The organism is Cesiribacter sp. SM1 (genome assembly GCF_020178975.1).
Taxonomy (GTDB): Bacteria; Bacteroidota; Bacteroidia; order Cytophagales; family Cyclobacteriaceae; genus Cesiribacter.
Map to the genome: position 1 here is coordinate 13,267 of NZ_JAHXBU010000009.1, position 16,380 is coordinate 29,646.

Consider the following 16,380-nt stretch of genomic DNA (forward strand, 5'->3'; position numbering starts at 1 on the left):
GTTTAACTTTCTTTTACAGATTACGACCTGGCTCACGATCTCGAGAGCTGTAATTACTCCAGTGAATATCAGCTTTAGGAACAGACTCACGTATTTTCTCGCTGCGCATTTTGCCCAACTCTTTATTCTGTTTCTCCACATCATCCTGGGTGCGTGGAGTACCTATTGGCCGCTGGTCCAGCATACCGTTAGTTTGAATCACATGACCAATAGGATCATCCACATACTGCCAGGTTTCTCCCAGGAATGGACTTTTGCCTTCGTTCCAGGGGCCTCTGTAGGACTCTCCACTAGACATATTGAAGTAGGTGTTGCTGTAGCGTGGATCGCCCTGCAGCACCCCGGGAGGGAAGTTAGGCTTAATGGTTTCCAGGGCTGCTTCAAACATCTGATAGTGTGCAATTTCCCTGGTCATCAGGAAGCGGAGCGTTTCCTTTACATAGGGATCGTCGGTAAACTGCATCAGGTACTCGTACACAATTTTAGCCCTTGACTCTGCCGCCATGTTTGAACGCAGGTCAACAGTTAAATCACCATTGGCTGTTACATAGGCTGCTGTCCAGGGATTACCCTGGCTATCTGTTAAGCCTGGGCCACCTCCGTTGAGATCAAAAAATTGCGGATTAACCATGGCTTTGTGTATAAACTCTTCTTTCGCTTCCTTACCCTTTAGCAGGTCCATGATTTCAGACTGATCTGCCTGGTCTTTTAACTCACCGCTGGTAGGGCCCAGGAGCATCTGGATAGTAGCACCGACAATCTCCAGGTGGGAGAATTCCTCGGTGGCAATGTCCATAAGCATGTCGTACTTATCGGGATGGGGCATCTTAGCCGGAAAAGCCTGCACAAAATACTGTAGTGCAGCCTTCAGTTCTCCGTTCGCTCCACCAAACTGCTCAAGCAGCATGCTGGCAAACTTAGGATCGGGCTTTGATACCCGTGCATTGAATTGCAGTTCCTTTACATGATAAAACATAATGAAAAAATTTTGTTAAACACTAAAGGGAGCATTTCTCCCAAAGATGCAACAGAGTATCATAGACTAAGTTTATAAACGATACTTATAAGCATATAAATTTTACCTATTATACAGAGCTTATAGTAATGCATCAGTTGCTCAAAGGCTTAACTAATGATAGTGCTCAAAATGCATAAGCGTCCCTCATTGACTGTAGTATCCCAACATAAAGTATGAATGCTGTTAAAGAGGGTATTGCTGAAATCAGTTAAGAAGAAAACTATCTGTAGGGCAGGGAAAAAGGTCGAAGTTCAAGTAGATGTAATATGATAAAAGAAACACTAAAAGGCTATCTCATGGATATTGCCTGCATCAGAACCAATCCTGTGGCAGAAATGGGAAGCAGAGCCAAGAACCACACCAAGACCTGTGCCCTAATGGGGCACTGTGTAGAAAGTGGTTATGGATTGGTAAACACACAGGGCGAAGTGGTACTGCTAGACGATGAGGCTACTCCTAAGATAGTCGCCGTACTGCAGCAGATAAATGCAGAAGATGAAATATGGCTGCAGGTCGATCGGCAAGAAAAAAAGGGAAAGATGAATACCATAAAGGTAGAAGAGGCTAAGGCTCCAGTATAAAAACAAAGGTGCTTTAGGTAGCCTTAGAAGCTGTTACTGAAGGAAAAATTATTTTTCTCTGCTTGCCTGTCTATTAGATGGACGCGAAAAAATGATTCATGAAAATTTATTCATGTTTCGATCGAAACGTGCTGAACTGACAAAAAGAGGTGCTCTATGAGTGTATGGATCTGGGTATTAGTCTTATTAGCGGCTGTATGGGCAGCTCACTGGGGTGCCGAGCACCTGGCACATCCTTTAAAGAAGTTGAGGAAGCAATGGGGCTTTTCCGTGGCAGCGGGTGGTGCTTTGGTAGGTTTGGCTGCAGCAAGCCCTGAAATAGGGATCAACATCACAGCAGCCATTACCGGAGTTGGAGATATTGGCTTGGGTACCATGTTTGGCTCCAACGTTATAGCAATTCCTATTATGGTGGTCACTGCTTACATTGCTACCCGTCACCTGAAAAAGGAGAATAGAGATAAGGGACACGAAATGCATGTAAGGGAGCACCTGCTAAGGGTAAATAAAACAGCGGTTACAGTACTGGCTCTCCCTTATCTGGTAATTATAGCCGTAGTGGCCATATTAACTGTTCCCCCTGACTGGCGTGGCCTGCAGCCTATAGATGGCTGGATCATGCTGGGGATGTATGTTGTATTTCTGTTACAGGCACTACTCCGGGGAAAAAAGGAAAGTGAGCAGGTGGAGTGGAAAAAGAAAGAGATCTGGTTAGCGGTAGCAGGGGTGGCTGTATTAGGCTTGGGAGCCTACTTTACCGTGCTGGCTACTGAAAATATTGTAAAGGCACTGGGGATCTCTAAAATAGTAGGTGGTTTATTTATCACAGCTCCTATGGCAGCATTGCCGGAGATCTTTGCTACCTGGAGTGTGGCCAAGAGCGGACAGATTACTTCAGGAGTAAGCAGCGTAATAGGAGATCATGCAGTTACCTTAACGGTAGCCTTTCTTCCCCTGGCCCTGGTAACGGTTCCGGTAAACAATTTTCCCCTTTTTGCCACTGTCCTTAGCTTCGTAGGTTTAGTAGGTGTTCTCTATGCTGCTTTTATCCATTGGGGTAGAAGCCAAGGAGTGCACGGCTTCAAGCGCTGGCAGGTTTTTACCTTAGCAGCTGTTGCACTTGTTTATGTGGCCGTGGTACTGTTTGGAGTACTGCAGGTTTTTACTGGTGGGTCGGGAAGTAGTAGTTAATCCCTAATTCTGGTTTGAGGTCACACCGAAAATGTTGTCACTAACCTCCTAAGTGTGGTAGATTTTATTTTGCTCTTTAGAATAACTTGTGAATCTTGAGGGGTGCCAGTGACAGTTAAAACAAGTATCTTAATAAAACCAAGAGTTTTGAAGATACCTTTAAAATACAATCATCTTGACTACACATTCCTAGTAATGACTCACCAAGAAAAAGGAGAGAGGTAGCCTAAAGCCAGATTTTTTCAAAATGAACTGGCAGCTTCCAGTGGAATTTTTTTAGGCCTAAAATGTAGCTTTTTTGGCCTAAAAACCGCCTCCAGATGCAGGAAAAGGCCTTTTTTAGGGTGTGGGTACGGTTCGAATCCTGCCACCCCGACTAAGTGGCTTGTCAAAAGCCCCCAAAACCCTCTAAATCGCAAGATTCCGAGGTTTTTTTCTTTTTATACCCCCTAAATCATTCATACAATCTCAACAAAAATGTGCTTATTCGTGGTCCCTTTTTTATTTTATAAATTAAGGGAACGAAAACAGTTGTATATAATTGTATTACAGCGCATTACGGTGAAATTATAGGGCGTAGCGAACGGCTGGATTTAGTGTTTTTTAGGCCTTTTTCCGTGCCCCTTTTTGAAAGGGCACAGATTATTTGGATTCAAGTACCGCTAAATAAGATTGTATGAAAGCAAAAAACACCTTTGGCATTTCTTTTTTTATCAAGAAATACAAGCTCAAGGGAGACCTGGCGCCGGTCTATGCCCGTATTACCGTTGATGGCAAAAGCCTGGACCTCTCCCTGAAATGAAAAGTCACCATGCGCAACTGGGATGAGGGATAGGGGAGCGTCAGGGGTAACAAAGAGGAGATGCGGGCACTGGCCGCTTACCTGGAGCAGGTGCGCAACCGCCTCTATGACTGCCGGCAGGAGCTGGAAAGGGAAAGAAAGCTACTTACGGCATAGGCTGTTAAACAACGCTACCTGGGCGAGGATGAAAGTAGCAAATCGCTGCAGGAGCTCCTGGATTACGAAAGGGGAGCTGGCGCCGGGTACACAAAAGAACTACTACACTACCTGTAGGTATGTGCGGTTGTTTTTAAAGGAGAAGTACAAAACTACTGATCTCTACCTGGAGGAGCTCAACTACAAGTTCATCAAAAACTCTGAGAAATTTCTAAAGAACCGTAAGCTAACCGATCATAAGGCCCTGCGGCCAGAATGGTGCAATGAAGCACATTGTGCGCCTACGCATGATGATCAACCTTGCTTTTTAAGAAGAATGGATCCAAAAGGATCCTTTCAGAAGTTTAAAGCACGATTAGAAAAAACGAGCGGGGACACCTAAGCCTAGAGGAACTGCTTAGGGTGGAGCAGAAGCGCTTCTCTGTACAGTGTCTGGACCGGGTACGTGATCTGTTTGTATTCAGTTGCTAACCGGTGCCTCTTATGTGGAAGTAAGCGAACTGAAAGCAGACCTGGTAGTCAGATTATGGATGGAGCGCTTTGGCTGATGGGGCAACGCCGCAAGTCTGGATAATTCTTCAAATGCCGCTGCTGCCCCAGGCGCTCTCCATTATTGAGCGGTATAAAGAAGACCCCCGGGCACATGTGCAGGTAAGACTGCTGCCTGTCCATTCTAACCAGAAGCTCAACAGCTATCTGGGAGAGATTGCATACCTTTGCCGCATTGATAATAACCTAAGCTTTCACCTGGCCTGCCATACCTTCACCACCTCCGTTACGCTGGCCAACAGTGTTCCCATTGAGTCGGTGAGCAAAATGCTGGGGCATGGCAGCATCCGCACCACGCAGATCTATGCCAAAGTTGTGGAAAAGAAACTTAGTGAGGATATATTGCAGTTGAGGGATCGGTTATGTGGGGCTGTCTATGAGTGAGTTCAATAGTGTTCTGGTTTCAGTTTGTTCATAGAAGTACGGAAAGTGAAACCTTCACAAGAGAGAAACTCTGAAAAATTGTATTCAATTGAATAGGAGCGGGTTTTGCAAAGTTTCACTTTAGCCAAAGTGAAATCAATAGAATCGAATATATAAATCGCTCGGTAGTATCAAGGCTAAAAGTTGAATAGTGAAGTATAAGTAAGTTTGATTTCTCTCTATTTTTAAGTAAACTATATTTTAACCTTCCTTAGAACTAGGAGGATCAATTTCAGTAAACATATAATATGACTCTTTTACTCAAGGGTATAAAATCAAGATTTTGAAATGGATATGTCACCGGACAAAAACCCTGGAAATGTATCAAATGAGAGTCTGGAGAGTCTATTCCAATACTTTGGCAACATCATGCCATTAAAGGAAATCGAGAGAGACGAGCTTCGCTCCATGATGCGTGAAAGAACTATTCGCAGAAGGCAGTATATTTTGCAGGAAGGGGATGTATGTAAGGCTTATACTTATGTTGTCAGCGGTTGTTTTAGAATGTTTGGTGTAGACCAGAAGGGCACTGAAAATAATCTCCAGTTTGCTCCAGAGAATAATTGGATAGCTGATATAGGAAGCTTCTTCTCCGAAAAACCCAGCAAGCTTTTTATAGAGGCCATAGAACCTTGTCTTGTGTTACAAATAGAGAAGAAAGACCTCCTTCATTTATACATCAATCATCACAAGTTTGATCGCTATTTCCGGGTCATCATCGAAAACAAGTATGTAGAACTGCAAAACCGGGTTCTGCAGAACATCAGTTCTACGGCTGAAGAAAGATATACCGCATTTATAGAACAGTACCCAAATCTCTCCAACCGCCTACCATCAACTCAAATCGCATCCTATCTCGGTGTCACTCCTGAATTTTTGAGTAAGGTTCGAAAAAGCCTCTCCTCAAAACGCTAGTCTTAAACTTGTTTAAGGGTACTTCTTAAACTTCTTTATAGGTGTACCTGAAGTAAAGTGCCCAAATTGCCCTAGGTTTTCCATTAGTCATGAGCGACTGAAACCCATCTAAGAATTTATTTCAGTACGCTGGCCAAGTGGATAAGGGATTTTAATAAATAATAAGATATGGGCACACAAAGTAATGAAACACAAGCGATAAAAGATCTTATCAATGCATATGCAGAGGTCTTGACCACCGCTAACGTAAAAGCTATAGGAGGTTACTTTACTTCAGATGGTCGCTTCCTGCCAAATGGTTATCGGACGCTAAATCAACATCAATTAGAGGCTACTGCCGGTGATTTCTTCGATCATAGAAATTTCAAGATTGAATATCAGATCAAGGATATTGCTATTCATGGGGACTTTGCATTTGTAGAATCGGTGGCCACAACGGCAACAACCCTTCAACTATCTAATAATCAGATAGAATCAAATACCAGCCGTGATCTGTTCGTGCTTCGTAATGATAATGGCGTGTGGAAGATTTACCGCTACATGTTTAATGTTGACCTATAGTGATACGAGTAGAGAATTTGTCAAAGAGTTTCAAGGGAAAACCAGTAGTATCAGATGTGAGTTTCGAAGTTCACCAGGACGAAACCATGGTGTTACTGGGAACGAGTGGATCGGGCAAAACTACTACCCTTAAAATGATCAATGGGTTGATATCACCTGATCAAGGAAGGGTGTTTATTGATGGTAAAGATGCATTAGCACAACCCCCTGAAATGCTCCGAAGGCAAGTTGGCTTTGTGTTGCAAAACATGGGGCTGTTTCCACATTATACCGTAGAGGAAAATATTTCAGTTGTCCCCTCCTTGTTGAAATGGGACAAAAAAAGAATAAATGGAAGGGTTCGCGAATTGATGGAGAAACTTCAGCTTCCCTATCATGACTATGCTTCCGTTTATCCCAGCCATCTTAGTGGGGGCCAGCAGCAAAGAGTTGGATTGGCAAGAGCATTGGCAGCCAACCCGCCAGTGCTTTTGATGGATGAGCCATTTTCAGCTCTTGACCCAATTACCCGCAAGAACATCAGGAGAGAATTTCGCGAACTGGATGAGCTCCGGAATAAGACCATCGTGATGGTAACTCACGATGTACAGGAAGCATTTGATATGGCAGATCGCATTTGCTTAATGAGCGAAGGCAAAATCATACAATCAGGATCAGCAAGTGAAATTGTATTTCGAAATCAGCAAGGCTTTGTATCACAGTTTTTGGGCGATCAACAACTCATTCTAGAATTAAAGGCAGTTACTATTAATGCTTATTGGGATGCCATTGAAACAGTGGATCAGACTACGCAATCTGAATTGAAATTCAATGCTTCTCAACACCTGTTTGATATTTTGCAAAGCCTCATTGATGTTCCATACCAGGGCGAAGCATTTACTATTGTTCATACTAGCGGAGAAAAGAAAATAACTTCTTTTTCAGCGCTGATGCAGGCATTCAGGGCCTTTAAATCAAACTATCGCTGATGGAACAATCGCAAACATTAGGGCAATTCTTCCTACAGCAGGGAGGCAAGATACTGGAGCAAACAGTAACGCACCTTGAGCTTACATTTATTTCCCTGATTATCTCCATTGTGGTGGCGGTTCCACTAGGTATTTTGATCGCCAGAAAGCAAAAAGTTGCAGGTGTAGTGCTTGGCTTTGTAGGCGTTCTACAAACTATCCCCAGCATTGCACTACTTGGCTTTCTGATTCCTTTTCTGGGCATCGGTATGCTGCCTGCCATTGTGGTGCTGTTTATGTATGCCCTCCTTCCTATAGTACGGAATACATACACGGGAATAACACAGGTTGACCGCAGTGTATTGGAGGCGGCAACCGCCATTGGTATGAGTCAATCGCAACGGCTTTGGAAGGTCGAGCTGCCATTAGCCTTTCCGGTGATCATGTCGGGTATCAGAACAGCTGCTGTTATCAATGTTGGGGTTGCCACGCTGGCAGCTTTTATTGCTGCAGGCGGACTTGGGGAATTTATTTTCGCAGGCATAGCACTCAATAACTCGAACATGATTCTGGCGGGCGCTATTCCTGCTGCCGTACTTGCTATAATTCTTGATCATTTGTTCGCGCTGTTTAGGGGTATCTCTATCAGAAGTATCAAAGCTGTTTCCATAGTAGTTCCTGTATTCTTACTGGCAGCAGCATGGATCAATTTCGCACCATTTGGTGCTGGCAAGGAAATGCTAGCCGGTTTCGAACCAGAATTCATGGGACGTCAGGATGGGTATCCGGGGCTAAAAAAGGTCTATGGGCTAGACATGAATACAGTGATGATTCATGACGCCATGATGTATAAGGGCATTGATGATGGTAAGCTGGATGTTATTGGAGGCTATAGCACCGACGGACGTGTGAAAGCTTACAATCTGGTAATCCTAGAGGATGATCAACATAACTTCCCGCCATACCATGCCGCGCCTGTTGTCCGAATGGATTTTCTTAAATCACATCCCGAAGTAGAAGAGGTACTCAATCTATTAGCCGGAAAAATCACTGATTCAGTGATGATTGCCATGAACTATAAGGTTGACCACCTGAAGCAAAGCCCCGAACAGGTTGCAAAGGAGTTTTTGCTGCAGCATGGCTTATGGCGTGAACCTCAAAGCGGAAAGGGAGGGGTTTTTCGCATTGGCTCTAAAGTATTTACCGAGCAATACACCCTGGCCAGTATCTATTCAATGCTTATTGCCGGCCACACCCAGTTAAAACCAGTAACCAGTACAGGCCTGGGTGGAACAAAGATCTGTTTTGATGCACTGCTTAATAATCAGATTGACTTTTATGTGGAGTACACGGGCACGGGTTTGCTTGTGATTCTTCATCCTGATGAACAGACTTTGAAAAGGGTATTGCTAAGTGCTGACAGTGTATACAACTACGTTCAGCAGGAATTTCAGTCACAATACAATCTAAAGTGGACACAGCCACTTGGGTTTAATAACAGTTATGCACTGATGATGCGTAAAGAAGAGGCTGAATCATTGGGAATAACAACGATCTCACAATTAAGTGACTATCTCAAGAATGATTGATATTAGCCATATCTAATATTTAGCGAGGTCATTACTCTTAAACAATGTTAAGAGCATTACTTAAGATTGTTTAAGGGATGCTTGAGGACTGCCAACTTACCTTTGCAAAAAATTAAGTTACATGTATAAAAATTATAGATACTATCTGTCGACAATAGTTTTGTTGTTGCTAACCTTTAGTACTGCCTTTGGTCAAGGATGGAACAATAAGGCCTCTATACCTAAAGATGGTAATATCTATTTAAACCCTGAATTGGGCGTAGATACTAATGAGGGTACGAAAGAAAGTCCGCTAAAATCACTGTATGAAGCAGCTCGTAGGGTAAATCAAGCTAATGGTAAAGGATCTGTTACTATTCTCCTGACCGAAGGAATCTATGGCCTGGATGCTACCGTTACCTTTCATCCCGTAAACTGGCATTTCACCAAAGATGAAAGGCTAACCATCCGCGCCGAAGTCTTACCCGATGATGCCGACTGGGGTCCTGCCAGGATGCCCGTAATTGTATCTACTATGCCCCTTAATTTTAAACCAGGTGGTTCTGATGATCCAGGTACTTCTTACGGGATTCAAATAGAAACCAGCCATGTTACCATTCAAGGCCTGCGGGTCCTGGGAACACCTGTGCACGAGAGCCCGCAAGATGGAGTTGTCAGAAGAAACTATCCAATCGTTCGGGAAGGCATGAATCTGGATGACCTTCGGATTACCCAATGTCTTTTTTTAGGGGACAAAAATGCTATACCCAATCATTTACCCATTTTGGCCAGCGGACAGGGGATAGTGGTAGACCACTGTGTATTTTACAATGTTAAAGATGCCGTTGTATTCTTTCAATCCGAACGTCCTGCTGAACGATGCGAGATGCACCACAACCTTATAGTAGGCAATTATGGTGCTGCAGTTTGGTCCTGGACAGTGGCTGAGGATTTCAAATATTATAACAACGTGGTAGCGAATGCTAACATTTTTTGGGTTTTGAATGAAGACGCGAAAAACTCCTACAACATCTCCAACTCCATGGTGATTGGGTATAATGAATTAGTGCATAAAGGGGGAGGAGCAACAGGTTTTGGTGTTAAAGCCGATCCAAAGAAGTTGAAGTTCGGTAAAGATGTTATCATCAAAAAAGAAGGCAAAATAGAGTTGGAAGAAGATCAAACCAACCGAAACTACCTTCACCTTAAGCCGGGCACGTTGGGGGCAAACCTTGGAGCTGGATTATTTACTAAATAAACTTTTTGCACAATCAAACAATACAATCATGAAAGCTAAAAATCTAGTACTCACACTTTTTCTTGTTTTAGGTCTTAGTGGTTTTGCCCAGGCACAAACCTCCATTGATGAAATGGTTAAGGATTGGGAGCGTGCTAAGGCCTACACCAAAGAATACCTGGATGCCATGCCTGAATCTGGCTATGCCCTTAAACCCACACCTGAAATGCGTTCTTTTGCAGAGCAGATGCTACACTTAACAGACGGTAATTATGGTTTTGCCGCTGCGGCAACAGGAGCAAAAAGTCCTATAGGCCAGGGCGAATCAGAAAAGTCAGCTGATAAATCTAAGGCTAGTGTCACAAAGCAGGTGATGGCAGGTTATGATTTTGTGATCAACAATCTAAAGAAAATGACGCCTGCTCAACTCAATGAGAGTATTAAGCTGTTCAATCAGTTTGACATGACCAAGAAGGCGGCGCTTGATAAGCTCTTTGAGCACCAGACGCACCATCGCGGACAAACAACTGTATACCTGCGCTTGGCAGGCGCCACACCACCACAGGAAAAGCTTTTCTAAACTGGTAGAGGGGAAAGTAATCCACAGATACCGCTTAGTACTGTTTTTTTGTGCAGATGTGATGGGTACTGTTTTTGAGTGAGCAGTTGCTAATAAAGAAACTCACCACTCGCAGCAAAATCTGTCACATCTGCATATTTATTCTTAAGCACCTGGCTTTGTGCGGAATTGAACAAAAGAAACCATGATGATAAGAATCGCACTAATCCTTTCAAACTGTTTGTTGTTCGCTGCAACCCAGCTCTATGCTCAAACAGTTAAGCTTGAGCCTGCCATATTAGAACCTGTCCAGGTGTCGATGTCCATCGAGAAAATAAAAGGCAAGCAGGCTATAAAAGTAGTCAAAGACGCTTCTGTAGAGAAATTTGATGAACCAACCTTCGTCAGAATCAAAGACGTTGATTTTGGGAATGGCACTATTGAAGTAAAGGTATTGAGCCGCCTACTGAAGGATGCTCCGGAGTTTGCTCGTGGCTTTATTGGTATCGCCTTCCGGATCAACGAAGATAACTCAAGGTATGAAAGCATCTACATCCGCCCCACGAACGCCAGGGCAAATGAACAGGTGAGGCGCAATCACAGCATTCAGTATTATGCTTATCCGGATTACAAGTTTGACCGGCTTAGAGAAGAATCACCCGAGAAATATGAATCGTATTCCGATATGGCCCTGAATGAATGGATCACCATGAAGATTGTTGTGACTGGGCAGCAGGCTAAGCTTTATTTAAATGGCCATGATCAGCCTTCTCTTATTGTCAATGACCTGAAGTTGGGAGCAGATGCATCAGGAGCCATTGGTTTATGGGTGGATGTTGGAACAGAGGGCTACTTCAGAGATTTAAAAGTAAGCCATCAACAGTAATGTGGCAATGCAAAACTAGATTCTAAACTTCTAATGGTGGTGCATGGGCAACGCCAATACGTCCCAAGTTAAGATCTACAGAAAAGCTATTCTATAGAAGGACCAGTCTAAACTCCTTTTCTAATAACACCGGCCCTCCTATAATCAGACTGATGCAAAGAGCTCTCCAATAGCGCTAAGAATATCAAAATGGGTACGCTGAAGCCGGAGAAAAGCAGAATATAAAAACAATACAAATGAAACGCATACTCCTTTTCCTAATAGCATTTCAGTTTGCATGGATAGCTGGCCAGGCGCAAACACCTAAGCGTCTGATCCATTTTATGCAACAGACACCTACACCGGCCCATGCCATACCCTACGGAAACAACCCTAAGGCGGGACATTATGTAAAAGCTGGTGATGCCAAAATCTACTACGAGTTGTACGGCAAAGGAAAGCCCGTTGTCGTTCTTCACGGCGGAGTGGTAGGTTCTACCTATGAAATGCATCAGTTTATTGACAGCCTTAAACAGAATTACCAGGTCATTGCCATAACTACCAGAGGACATGGTAAATCGGAAATGGGTACACAAATGCCGTCTTACGAGCGAAAGGCAGCGGATGTAAATGCCGTGATCAGTGCTGTAACGAAAGACAGTGTAACGGTTTTAGGCTTCAGTGATGGCGCATATACAGGATATTTTCTTGCCGCCTTATACCCGCATAAAGTAAAGAAGCTGATTGCGATAGGTGCCGGAGAATGGAAGCAGGGTTTCAGGACATTCGACCTTAGCCGAAAACAGCTTTTCGGTATGGACAGCCTTTACTTTAAGCAGCAACTGGCGCTAATGCCCCAAGCGCAGAGATTTGACGAGTGGCTGGTAACCCTGAATAACTACTATAACTCGCTAAGCATAGGTAAAGAAACCCTAAGTGCCATCAAGAGCCCTGTCTTAGTAATGACAGGTGAGCTTGACCAAAATGCGCCTTTGAAGACCGTCATCGAAGCGTACGAAATGATTCCGAACAGCCAGCTAAGTGTAATTCCCAATGCGCCGCACCCAGTATTTCTGGTAAACTTTCCGGCTGTATGGACAAGCATGCTTCCCTTCCTGAAGCAGTAGTATTATCAAAAGATTTTAAGAGCAAATAAATTATAAACAGAAATATTATGACAACTAGCGAAACACTAACAAGAGCAGTATTAACCCATCACCTCACAGCCTTTGGCAATAATGATCTTGACGAGATCATGAAAGATTATACAGAGGAGTCGGAAGTGCTGACACCAGGGGGAGCTTTAAAGGGACTAGCTCCCATCCGTACTTTTTTTGAAGAATTTTTCACTGCAATTCCCACAGGTTCTGATTTTGAAATGAAGCAGTTGATAGTAAGCGGTAATATGGCATACATTGCATGGGCAAGCGAAACAGCAGCTGCCAAAATACCCATGGGTACAGATACCTTTTTCCTGGAAGGTGATAAGATCAGGTTCCACACTGTGGCAGATTACAGGCTGGCAAAGTAAGTGTAACAGATTTTCCGTTACATCTTAAAACCATTTAGTGGAGTAGTAATCGCTCTTCCCCACTATAAGCCTAATACACCTATGAAAGCAGCAGTATTACATCATCCTGGTGGACCTGAAAGCTTTGTACTGGAGGACAGGCCCCAACCAATACCCAATGCTGAACAGGTGCTGGTGAAGGTAAAAGCCTTTGGGCTCAACCGCTCGGAATTGATGACGCGTAAAGGTCTTTCCCCAAACGTCAGGTTCCCAAGGGTGCTGGGCATAGAGTGTGTTGGAGAAGTAGAACAGGATCCGGCAGGAGAATTTAGGCCGGGACAAAAAGTTGCTGCCTTCATGGGGGGTATGGGCAGAGAGTTTGACGGTAGCTACGCAGAATATACTCTGCTTCCCAGAACTTTACTGTACCCATTTGAAAGTAATCTAGCCTGGGAGCAGCTTGGTGCCATGCCTGAAATGTTCCAAACCGTTTGGGGATCCCTATACCTGGCCCTGAAAATCCAGCCAGGAGAAACGCTTCTGATTAGGGGCGGCACCTCTTCTATTGGAATGCTAGCTACCCAGCTGGCCAAAAGGAGCGGCCTCACAGTCATCGCCACTACCCGGAAACCGGAAAAGACAGCTCTACTACAAAGCAATGGTGCTGACCTCGTGATTATAGATGCCGGCCAGCTGGCTGAAAAGGTGAAGCTTCACTATCCAACGGGCGTGGAGAAAGTACTAGAACTGGTGGGTACCTCTACTCTTAAGGATTCGCTACAATGTGCTGCCCCTGGTGGCACCATATGCATGACAGGCATGCTGGCAGAACAATGGTCGATCGCAGATTTTGCTCCCATGGAATACATCCCCGCTACTGTTCACCTTACTATTTACGACAGCGGACAAATCCGGGTGGATCAGCAAAGTTTTCAGCAGTTTATTCATGATGTGGAAGCCGGACTAATTCAGCTTAATATCAGCAGAACATTTACCTTTGCGGAAATTTCAGCGGCACATCAATTTATGGAAAGCAATTCTGCTGGAGGAAAGATTGTAGTACTTACTTAGAGCTACATTCTATTCAAATTTGATTATCGATCGGAGCTATTACAAAACAAAACTGTCTTTTTACTAAATGAAGAATAAATATTTGAAACACATTAATACTTTACTTGTGGTGTTTCCTATGACCTTGATTATGGCAGCCGTTGGAATATCGCGCAATTATGGTTTCCAAGATGGATGGATGTATCAGGTATTGAATACCTGGAGCGTCATGTTCCCGGTAGCGTATGTTGCAGCTTTTATTATTATACCAGTTGCAAAAAGACTTACAGAGAAAGTTGCTGCAAAGGCAGAACAAACAGTTGATAGATCTTGAATTCGTCTATCCTTAAATAGTAGCCTCACCAAAAAAGCATAAGTTAGGCAAGGAGGTAGCTGTTATATACCAAGAGTTAGGCATTCATAAAGGCACCGAGCCATGGTGGCCTTCTAAAACCGATTCGACGGACCGCAGAGAAGCTCTTGCCATAGAAGTAGATACAGCTCTTCCTGCTGAATTCAGTGCTCTTAAACCGACTAAGTAAAGCTGCTTTTTACTGAAACATAACAGTTCATAAAAATTATCACACGTACAGAAAAAGATGAGAAATTCATCCGCTACAGACAAAAAACCTATAGCCGGTAGTATAGTATCGAAAGACGGGCTTAAGATCGGATATACAAAATTCGGCCAAGGGCCGGCTGTGGTTATCGTTCATGGCAGCTACTCTGTGCAGGAAAACTGGTTTGAGTTTGCTCGTCTTTTAGCTGACACTTACACCGTTTATGTTTATGATCGGAGGGGACGTGGCCAGAGTTCTGATTACGACAAGCCGTTTTCGTTCCAAATGGAGGTTGATGATCTTGCTGCTATCGTAGATCTTGCCGGGCACGGGACTTCTATCATTGCCCACAGCTATGGTGGTGCTATTGCATTGAGTTATCTGCAACAGGTTTCTTTCGAGGGTCGTATTGTTTTTTATGAACCTATGAACGGGATCTTCGATACGGTAAGCAAGGGTCTGCTCCCTCAATTGAAATCTTTAGTTGCTGAAGGTAAATTGGATGAAGCTACAGTGTTAACACAAATCAAAATTGTTGGTTTTGACCCTTCTGTAGTACAGGCTTCTAAACGAAGCCCAACTTGGGCTGCTTTCACTCAAATGACAAAGATTTTCCTTCGTGAGGTAGAAGCATTGGATAATCTCAACCCAAGCATAGCTGATACGGACAAAATAAAATCAAAAGCATTTTTACTATTAGGCACGGAAAGTCCTCATGGAATAAGGACAGCAAGCGCAGCTATAGTAGCCAGGGTTCGGGGAATTACTGTGTATCCGGTTTATAACCAAGGGCACATTGCCCATGTGACCAATCCGGAGCAACTAAAAAATCTAGTGTTGCAATGCCTGATGCCGTAATAAGAATGGAAAACTCTACTAAAAGTAAGTAGTACAAAATTTAGTACGACCCATTTTCAGCTTAGAGTCCATTCTTATTTAAAGTGATTTATTAGAGGTTATTACGATAAATTTCTATACTCAATTCTAAGGTTGTGCAATCCGCAGGCGATTAGCATGACTCTGTCATGAATATTTTCAATTCTGAGTCTGATTTTTTCCTGTACGATTCTGAGTCTTTTGATAGCTCCGATGGCATGCTCTACTGTAACTCTCATAGAAGACACCAGCTGGTTAAATGCTTTATCTTCTGAGCTTAGCTCTTGATTCTTAGGTTTTTTCTCCGGCATCACTACTTTAACTTTATCAGGGGAAAAGCCCAGGAATCCCAGATCCTGCATCAGCACTCCTTCAGGGGGAAAAAGCAGCTCCATTTCATCAGCCAGTGCCTTATCGTGCATGCTTCCTTCTACAGTAGCACTCAGGAAAAGTACCTTCTTTTCCTTGTTGATAATCAGGTTGTTTTTTACTGTGTGCTCCCCTTTTTTACCACTGTAGTAGAACCTCTGGCGCTCATAATCCACAGAACGTGGAATAACTCTTTCGGTGCCATCCAAGAGAATAAAGTACTCTGCCAGTGCTTTGAGGCTCAAATACAGTTGATCTGCCCTTCTTTGAGGGAGCATCCCGAGCCGATGCAGACTCTTTTCCAATAAGGGCAATAGTAGTTTCAGCCATTGACTCACCTTTCCCTGACTCATGGAAAACATTAACCCATGATATGCCTGTGTAGGATTTTGCTGCAGGTAAATCAGAATGAATAAAAGCTTATCATGACTGCCTTTTAGACTAATATCACTGTGTTCGCTGTGCTTGGGCAAGCTTCTCTTATTTCCTTTCAAATCATAATAGCTATAGTACTGCAGCCATAACTTATCGAATTCTGATAAAATAGCCATAAACTCATCTGCTCGTAAACTCGTTAAGCCTATTAACTGGCGGTGGGATATTTCTTCACTTTTGATTATTCGCATAATACAAAAAGAAGATC

Annotated in this window: 19 protein-coding genes; 17 read left to right on the forward strand and 2 right to left on the reverse strand. The window is 43.5% G+C overall.

Features of this window, described 5'->3' with window-relative positions:
• Nucleotides 1-13: 13 nt before the first annotated feature.
• Nucleotides 14-976 (reverse strand): manganese catalase family protein, encoded by a 963-nt coding sequence (locus KWJ01_RS02405; RefSeq protein ID WP_224994706.1) that lies wholly within the window; start codon nt 974-976, stop codon nt 14-16.
• A gap of 308 nt (nt 977-1,284) precedes the next feature.
• Between KWJ01_RS02405 and KWJ01_RS02410 the strand changes: the two genes are divergently transcribed.
• The 17 genes from KWJ01_RS02410 (at nt 1,285) to KWJ01_RS02485 (ending at nt 15,350) form a co-directional block, all read left to right on the forward strand.
• Nucleotides 1,285-1,599, forward strand: coding sequence for a hypothetical protein (locus KWJ01_RS02410; RefSeq protein ID WP_224994708.1), 315 nt, complete (start codon nt 1,285-1,287; stop codon nt 1,597-1,599).
• A gap of 156 nt (nt 1,600-1,755) precedes the next feature.
• Nucleotides 1,756-2,790 (forward strand): sodium:calcium antiporter, encoded by a 1,035-nt coding sequence (locus KWJ01_RS02415; protein ID WP_224994710.1) that lies wholly within the window; start codon nt 1,756-1,758, stop codon nt 2,788-2,790.
• A 676-nt stretch (nt 2,791-3,466) separates the two neighbouring features.
• On the forward strand, nt 3,467-3,592 hold the full coding sequence (locus KWJ01_RS27895) for a hypothetical protein (RefSeq protein ID WP_255651004.1): 126 nt from the start codon (nt 3,467-3,469) through the stop codon (nt 3,590-3,592).
• Nucleotides 3,593-3,776: 184 nt separating this feature from the next.
• Complete coding sequence (locus KWJ01_RS02420) at nt 3,777-4,130, forward strand: phage integrase SAM-like domain-containing protein (protein ID WP_224994711.1); 354 nt, start codon at nt 3,777-3,779, stop codon at nt 4,128-4,130.
• Nucleotides 4,131-4,288: 158 nt separating this feature from the next.
• Nucleotides 4,289-4,681, forward strand: coding sequence for a tyrosine-type recombinase/integrase (locus tag KWJ01_RS02425; RefSeq protein ID WP_224994712.1), 393 nt, complete (start codon nt 4,289-4,291; stop codon nt 4,679-4,681).
• 327 nt (nt 4,682-5,008) lie between these two features.
• Complete coding sequence (locus KWJ01_RS02430; RefSeq protein WP_224994716.1) at nt 5,009-5,635, forward strand: Crp/Fnr family transcriptional regulator; 627 nt, start codon at nt 5,009-5,011, stop codon at nt 5,633-5,635.
• A 168-nt stretch (nt 5,636-5,803) separates the two neighbouring features.
• Nucleotides 5,804-6,196, forward strand: coding sequence for a nuclear transport factor 2 family protein (locus KWJ01_RS02435; protein ID WP_224994717.1), 393 nt, complete (start codon nt 5,804-5,806; stop codon nt 6,194-6,196).
• A gap of 56 nt (nt 6,197-6,252) precedes the next feature.
• The gene (locus KWJ01_RS02440; protein ID WP_224994718.1) at nt 6,253-7,164 is read left to right on the forward strand and encodes an ATP-binding cassette domain-containing protein; all 912 of its coding nucleotides are present in this window, start codon (nt 6,253-6,255) and stop codon (nt 7,162-7,164) included.
• The gene (locus tag KWJ01_RS02445; RefSeq protein ID WP_224994719.1) at nt 7,164-8,732 is read left to right on the forward strand and encodes an ABC transporter permease/substrate-binding protein; all 1,569 of its coding nucleotides are present in this window, start codon (nt 7,164-7,166) and stop codon (nt 8,730-8,732) included. Before KWJ01_RS02440 ends, KWJ01_RS02445 begins: the two co-directional genes overlap by 1 nt.
• A 121-nt stretch (nt 8,733-8,853) precedes the next feature.
• Nucleotides 8,854-9,969, forward strand: a complete 1,116-nt coding sequence (locus KWJ01_RS02450; RefSeq protein ID WP_224994720.1) for a hypothetical protein — start codon at nt 8,854-8,856, stop codon at nt 9,967-9,969.
• A 28-nt stretch (nt 9,970-9,997) separates the two neighbouring features.
• On the forward strand, nt 9,998-10,528 hold the full coding sequence (locus tag KWJ01_RS02455; protein WP_224994721.1) for a DinB family protein: 531 nt from the start codon (nt 9,998-10,000) through the stop codon (nt 10,526-10,528).
• Between the two features lie 184 nt (nt 10,529-10,712).
• On the forward strand, nt 10,713-11,393 hold the full coding sequence (locus KWJ01_RS02460) for a DUF1080 domain-containing protein (protein ID WP_224994723.1): 681 nt from the start codon (nt 10,713-10,715) through the stop codon (nt 11,391-11,393).
• A 236-nt stretch (nt 11,394-11,629) separates the two neighbouring features.
• Nucleotides 11,630-12,499, forward strand: coding sequence for an alpha/beta fold hydrolase (locus KWJ01_RS02465; RefSeq protein ID WP_224994724.1), 870 nt, complete (start codon nt 11,630-11,632; stop codon nt 12,497-12,499).
• 47 nt (nt 12,500-12,546) lie between these two features.
• Nucleotides 12,547-12,903: a nuclear transport factor 2 family protein gene (locus tag KWJ01_RS02470; protein ID WP_224994726.1), complete on the forward strand. Its 357-nt coding sequence runs from the start codon at nt 12,547-12,549 to the stop codon at nt 12,901-12,903.
• A gap of 81 nt (nt 12,904-12,984) precedes the next feature.
• The gene (locus KWJ01_RS02475; protein ID WP_224994727.1) at nt 12,985-13,953 is read left to right on the forward strand and encodes a zinc-binding alcohol dehydrogenase family protein; all 969 of its coding nucleotides are present in this window, start codon (nt 12,985-12,987) and stop codon (nt 13,951-13,953) included.
• Nucleotides 13,954-14,020: 67 nt separating this feature from the next.
• Complete coding sequence (locus KWJ01_RS02480; protein WP_224994728.1) at nt 14,021-14,266, forward strand: DUF2798 domain-containing protein; 246 nt, start codon at nt 14,021-14,023, stop codon at nt 14,264-14,266.
• 265 nt (nt 14,267-14,531) lie between these two features.
• Nucleotides 14,532-15,350 carry an alpha/beta fold hydrolase gene (locus KWJ01_RS02485; RefSeq protein ID WP_224994729.1) on the forward strand — a complete coding sequence of 273 codons (819 nt, stop codon included), beginning with the start codon at nt 14,532-14,534 and terminating at the stop codon, nt 15,348-15,350.
• Nucleotides 15,351-15,451: 101 nt separating this feature from the next.
• Here the strand turns inward: KWJ01_RS02485 and KWJ01_RS02490 are convergent, their stop codons facing one another.
• Nucleotides 15,452-16,363: a transposase gene (locus KWJ01_RS02490; RefSeq protein WP_224994730.1), complete on the reverse strand. Its 912-nt coding sequence runs from the start codon at nt 16,361-16,363 to the stop codon at nt 15,452-15,454.
• Nucleotides 16,364-16,380 lie beyond the last annotated feature (17 nt).

Coding starts and splice junctions, on each gene's coding strand:
- KWJ01_RS02470 (WP_224994726.1), top strand. CDS start 12,547: ATGACAACTAGCGAAACACTAACAAGAGCAGTATTAACCCATCACCTC.
- KWJ01_RS02450 (WP_224994720.1), top strand. CDS start 8,854: ATGTATAAAAATTATAGATACTATCTGTCGACAATAGTTTTGTTGTTG.
- KWJ01_RS02465 (WP_224994724.1), top strand. CDS start 11,630: ATGAAACGCATACTCCTTTTCCTAATAGCATTTCAGTTTGCATGGATA.
- KWJ01_RS02410 (WP_224994708.1), top strand. CDS start 1,285: ATGATAAAAGAAACACTAAAAGGCTATCTCATGGATATTGCCTGCATC.
- KWJ01_RS02435 (WP_224994717.1), top strand. CDS start 5,804: ATGGGCACACAAAGTAATGAAACACAAGCGATAAAAGATCTTATCAAT.
- KWJ01_RS02485 (WP_224994729.1), top strand. CDS start 14,532: ATGAGAAATTCATCCGCTACAGACAAAAAACCTATAGCCGGTAGTATA.
- KWJ01_RS02460 (WP_224994723.1), top strand. CDS start 10,713: ATGATGATAAGAATCGCACTAATCCTTTCAAACTGTTTGTTGTTCGCT.
- KWJ01_RS02415 (WP_224994710.1), top strand. CDS start 1,756: ATGAGTGTATGGATCTGGGTATTAGTCTTATTAGCGGCTGTATGGGCA.
- KWJ01_RS02420 (WP_224994711.1), top strand. CDS start 3,777: ATGAAAGTAGCAAATCGCTGCAGGAGCTCCTGGATTACGAAAGGGGAG.
- KWJ01_RS02405 (WP_224994706.1), bottom strand. CDS start 976: ATGTTTTATCATGTAAAGGAACTGCAATTCAATGCACGGGTATCAAAG.
- KWJ01_RS02445 (WP_224994719.1), top strand. CDS start 7,164: ATGGAACAATCGCAAACATTAGGGCAATTCTTCCTACAGCAGGGAGGC.
- KWJ01_RS02475 (WP_224994727.1), top strand. CDS start 12,985: ATGAAAGCAGCAGTATTACATCATCCTGGTGGACCTGAAAGCTTTGTA.
- KWJ01_RS02455 (WP_224994721.1), top strand. CDS start 9,998: ATGAAAGCTAAAAATCTAGTACTCACACTTTTTCTTGTTTTAGGTCTT.
- KWJ01_RS27895 (WP_255651004.1), top strand. CDS start 3,467: ATGAAAGCAAAAAACACCTTTGGCATTTCTTTTTTTATCAAGAAATAC.
- KWJ01_RS02490 (WP_224994730.1), bottom strand. CDS start 16,363: ATGCGAATAATCAAAAGTGAAGAAATATCCCACCGCCAGTTAATAGGC.
- KWJ01_RS02480 (WP_224994728.1), top strand. CDS start 14,021: ATGAAGAATAAATATTTGAAACACATTAATACTTTACTTGTGGTGTTT.
- KWJ01_RS02430 (WP_224994716.1), top strand. CDS start 5,009: ATGGATATGTCACCGGACAAAAACCCTGGAAATGTATCAAATGAGAGT.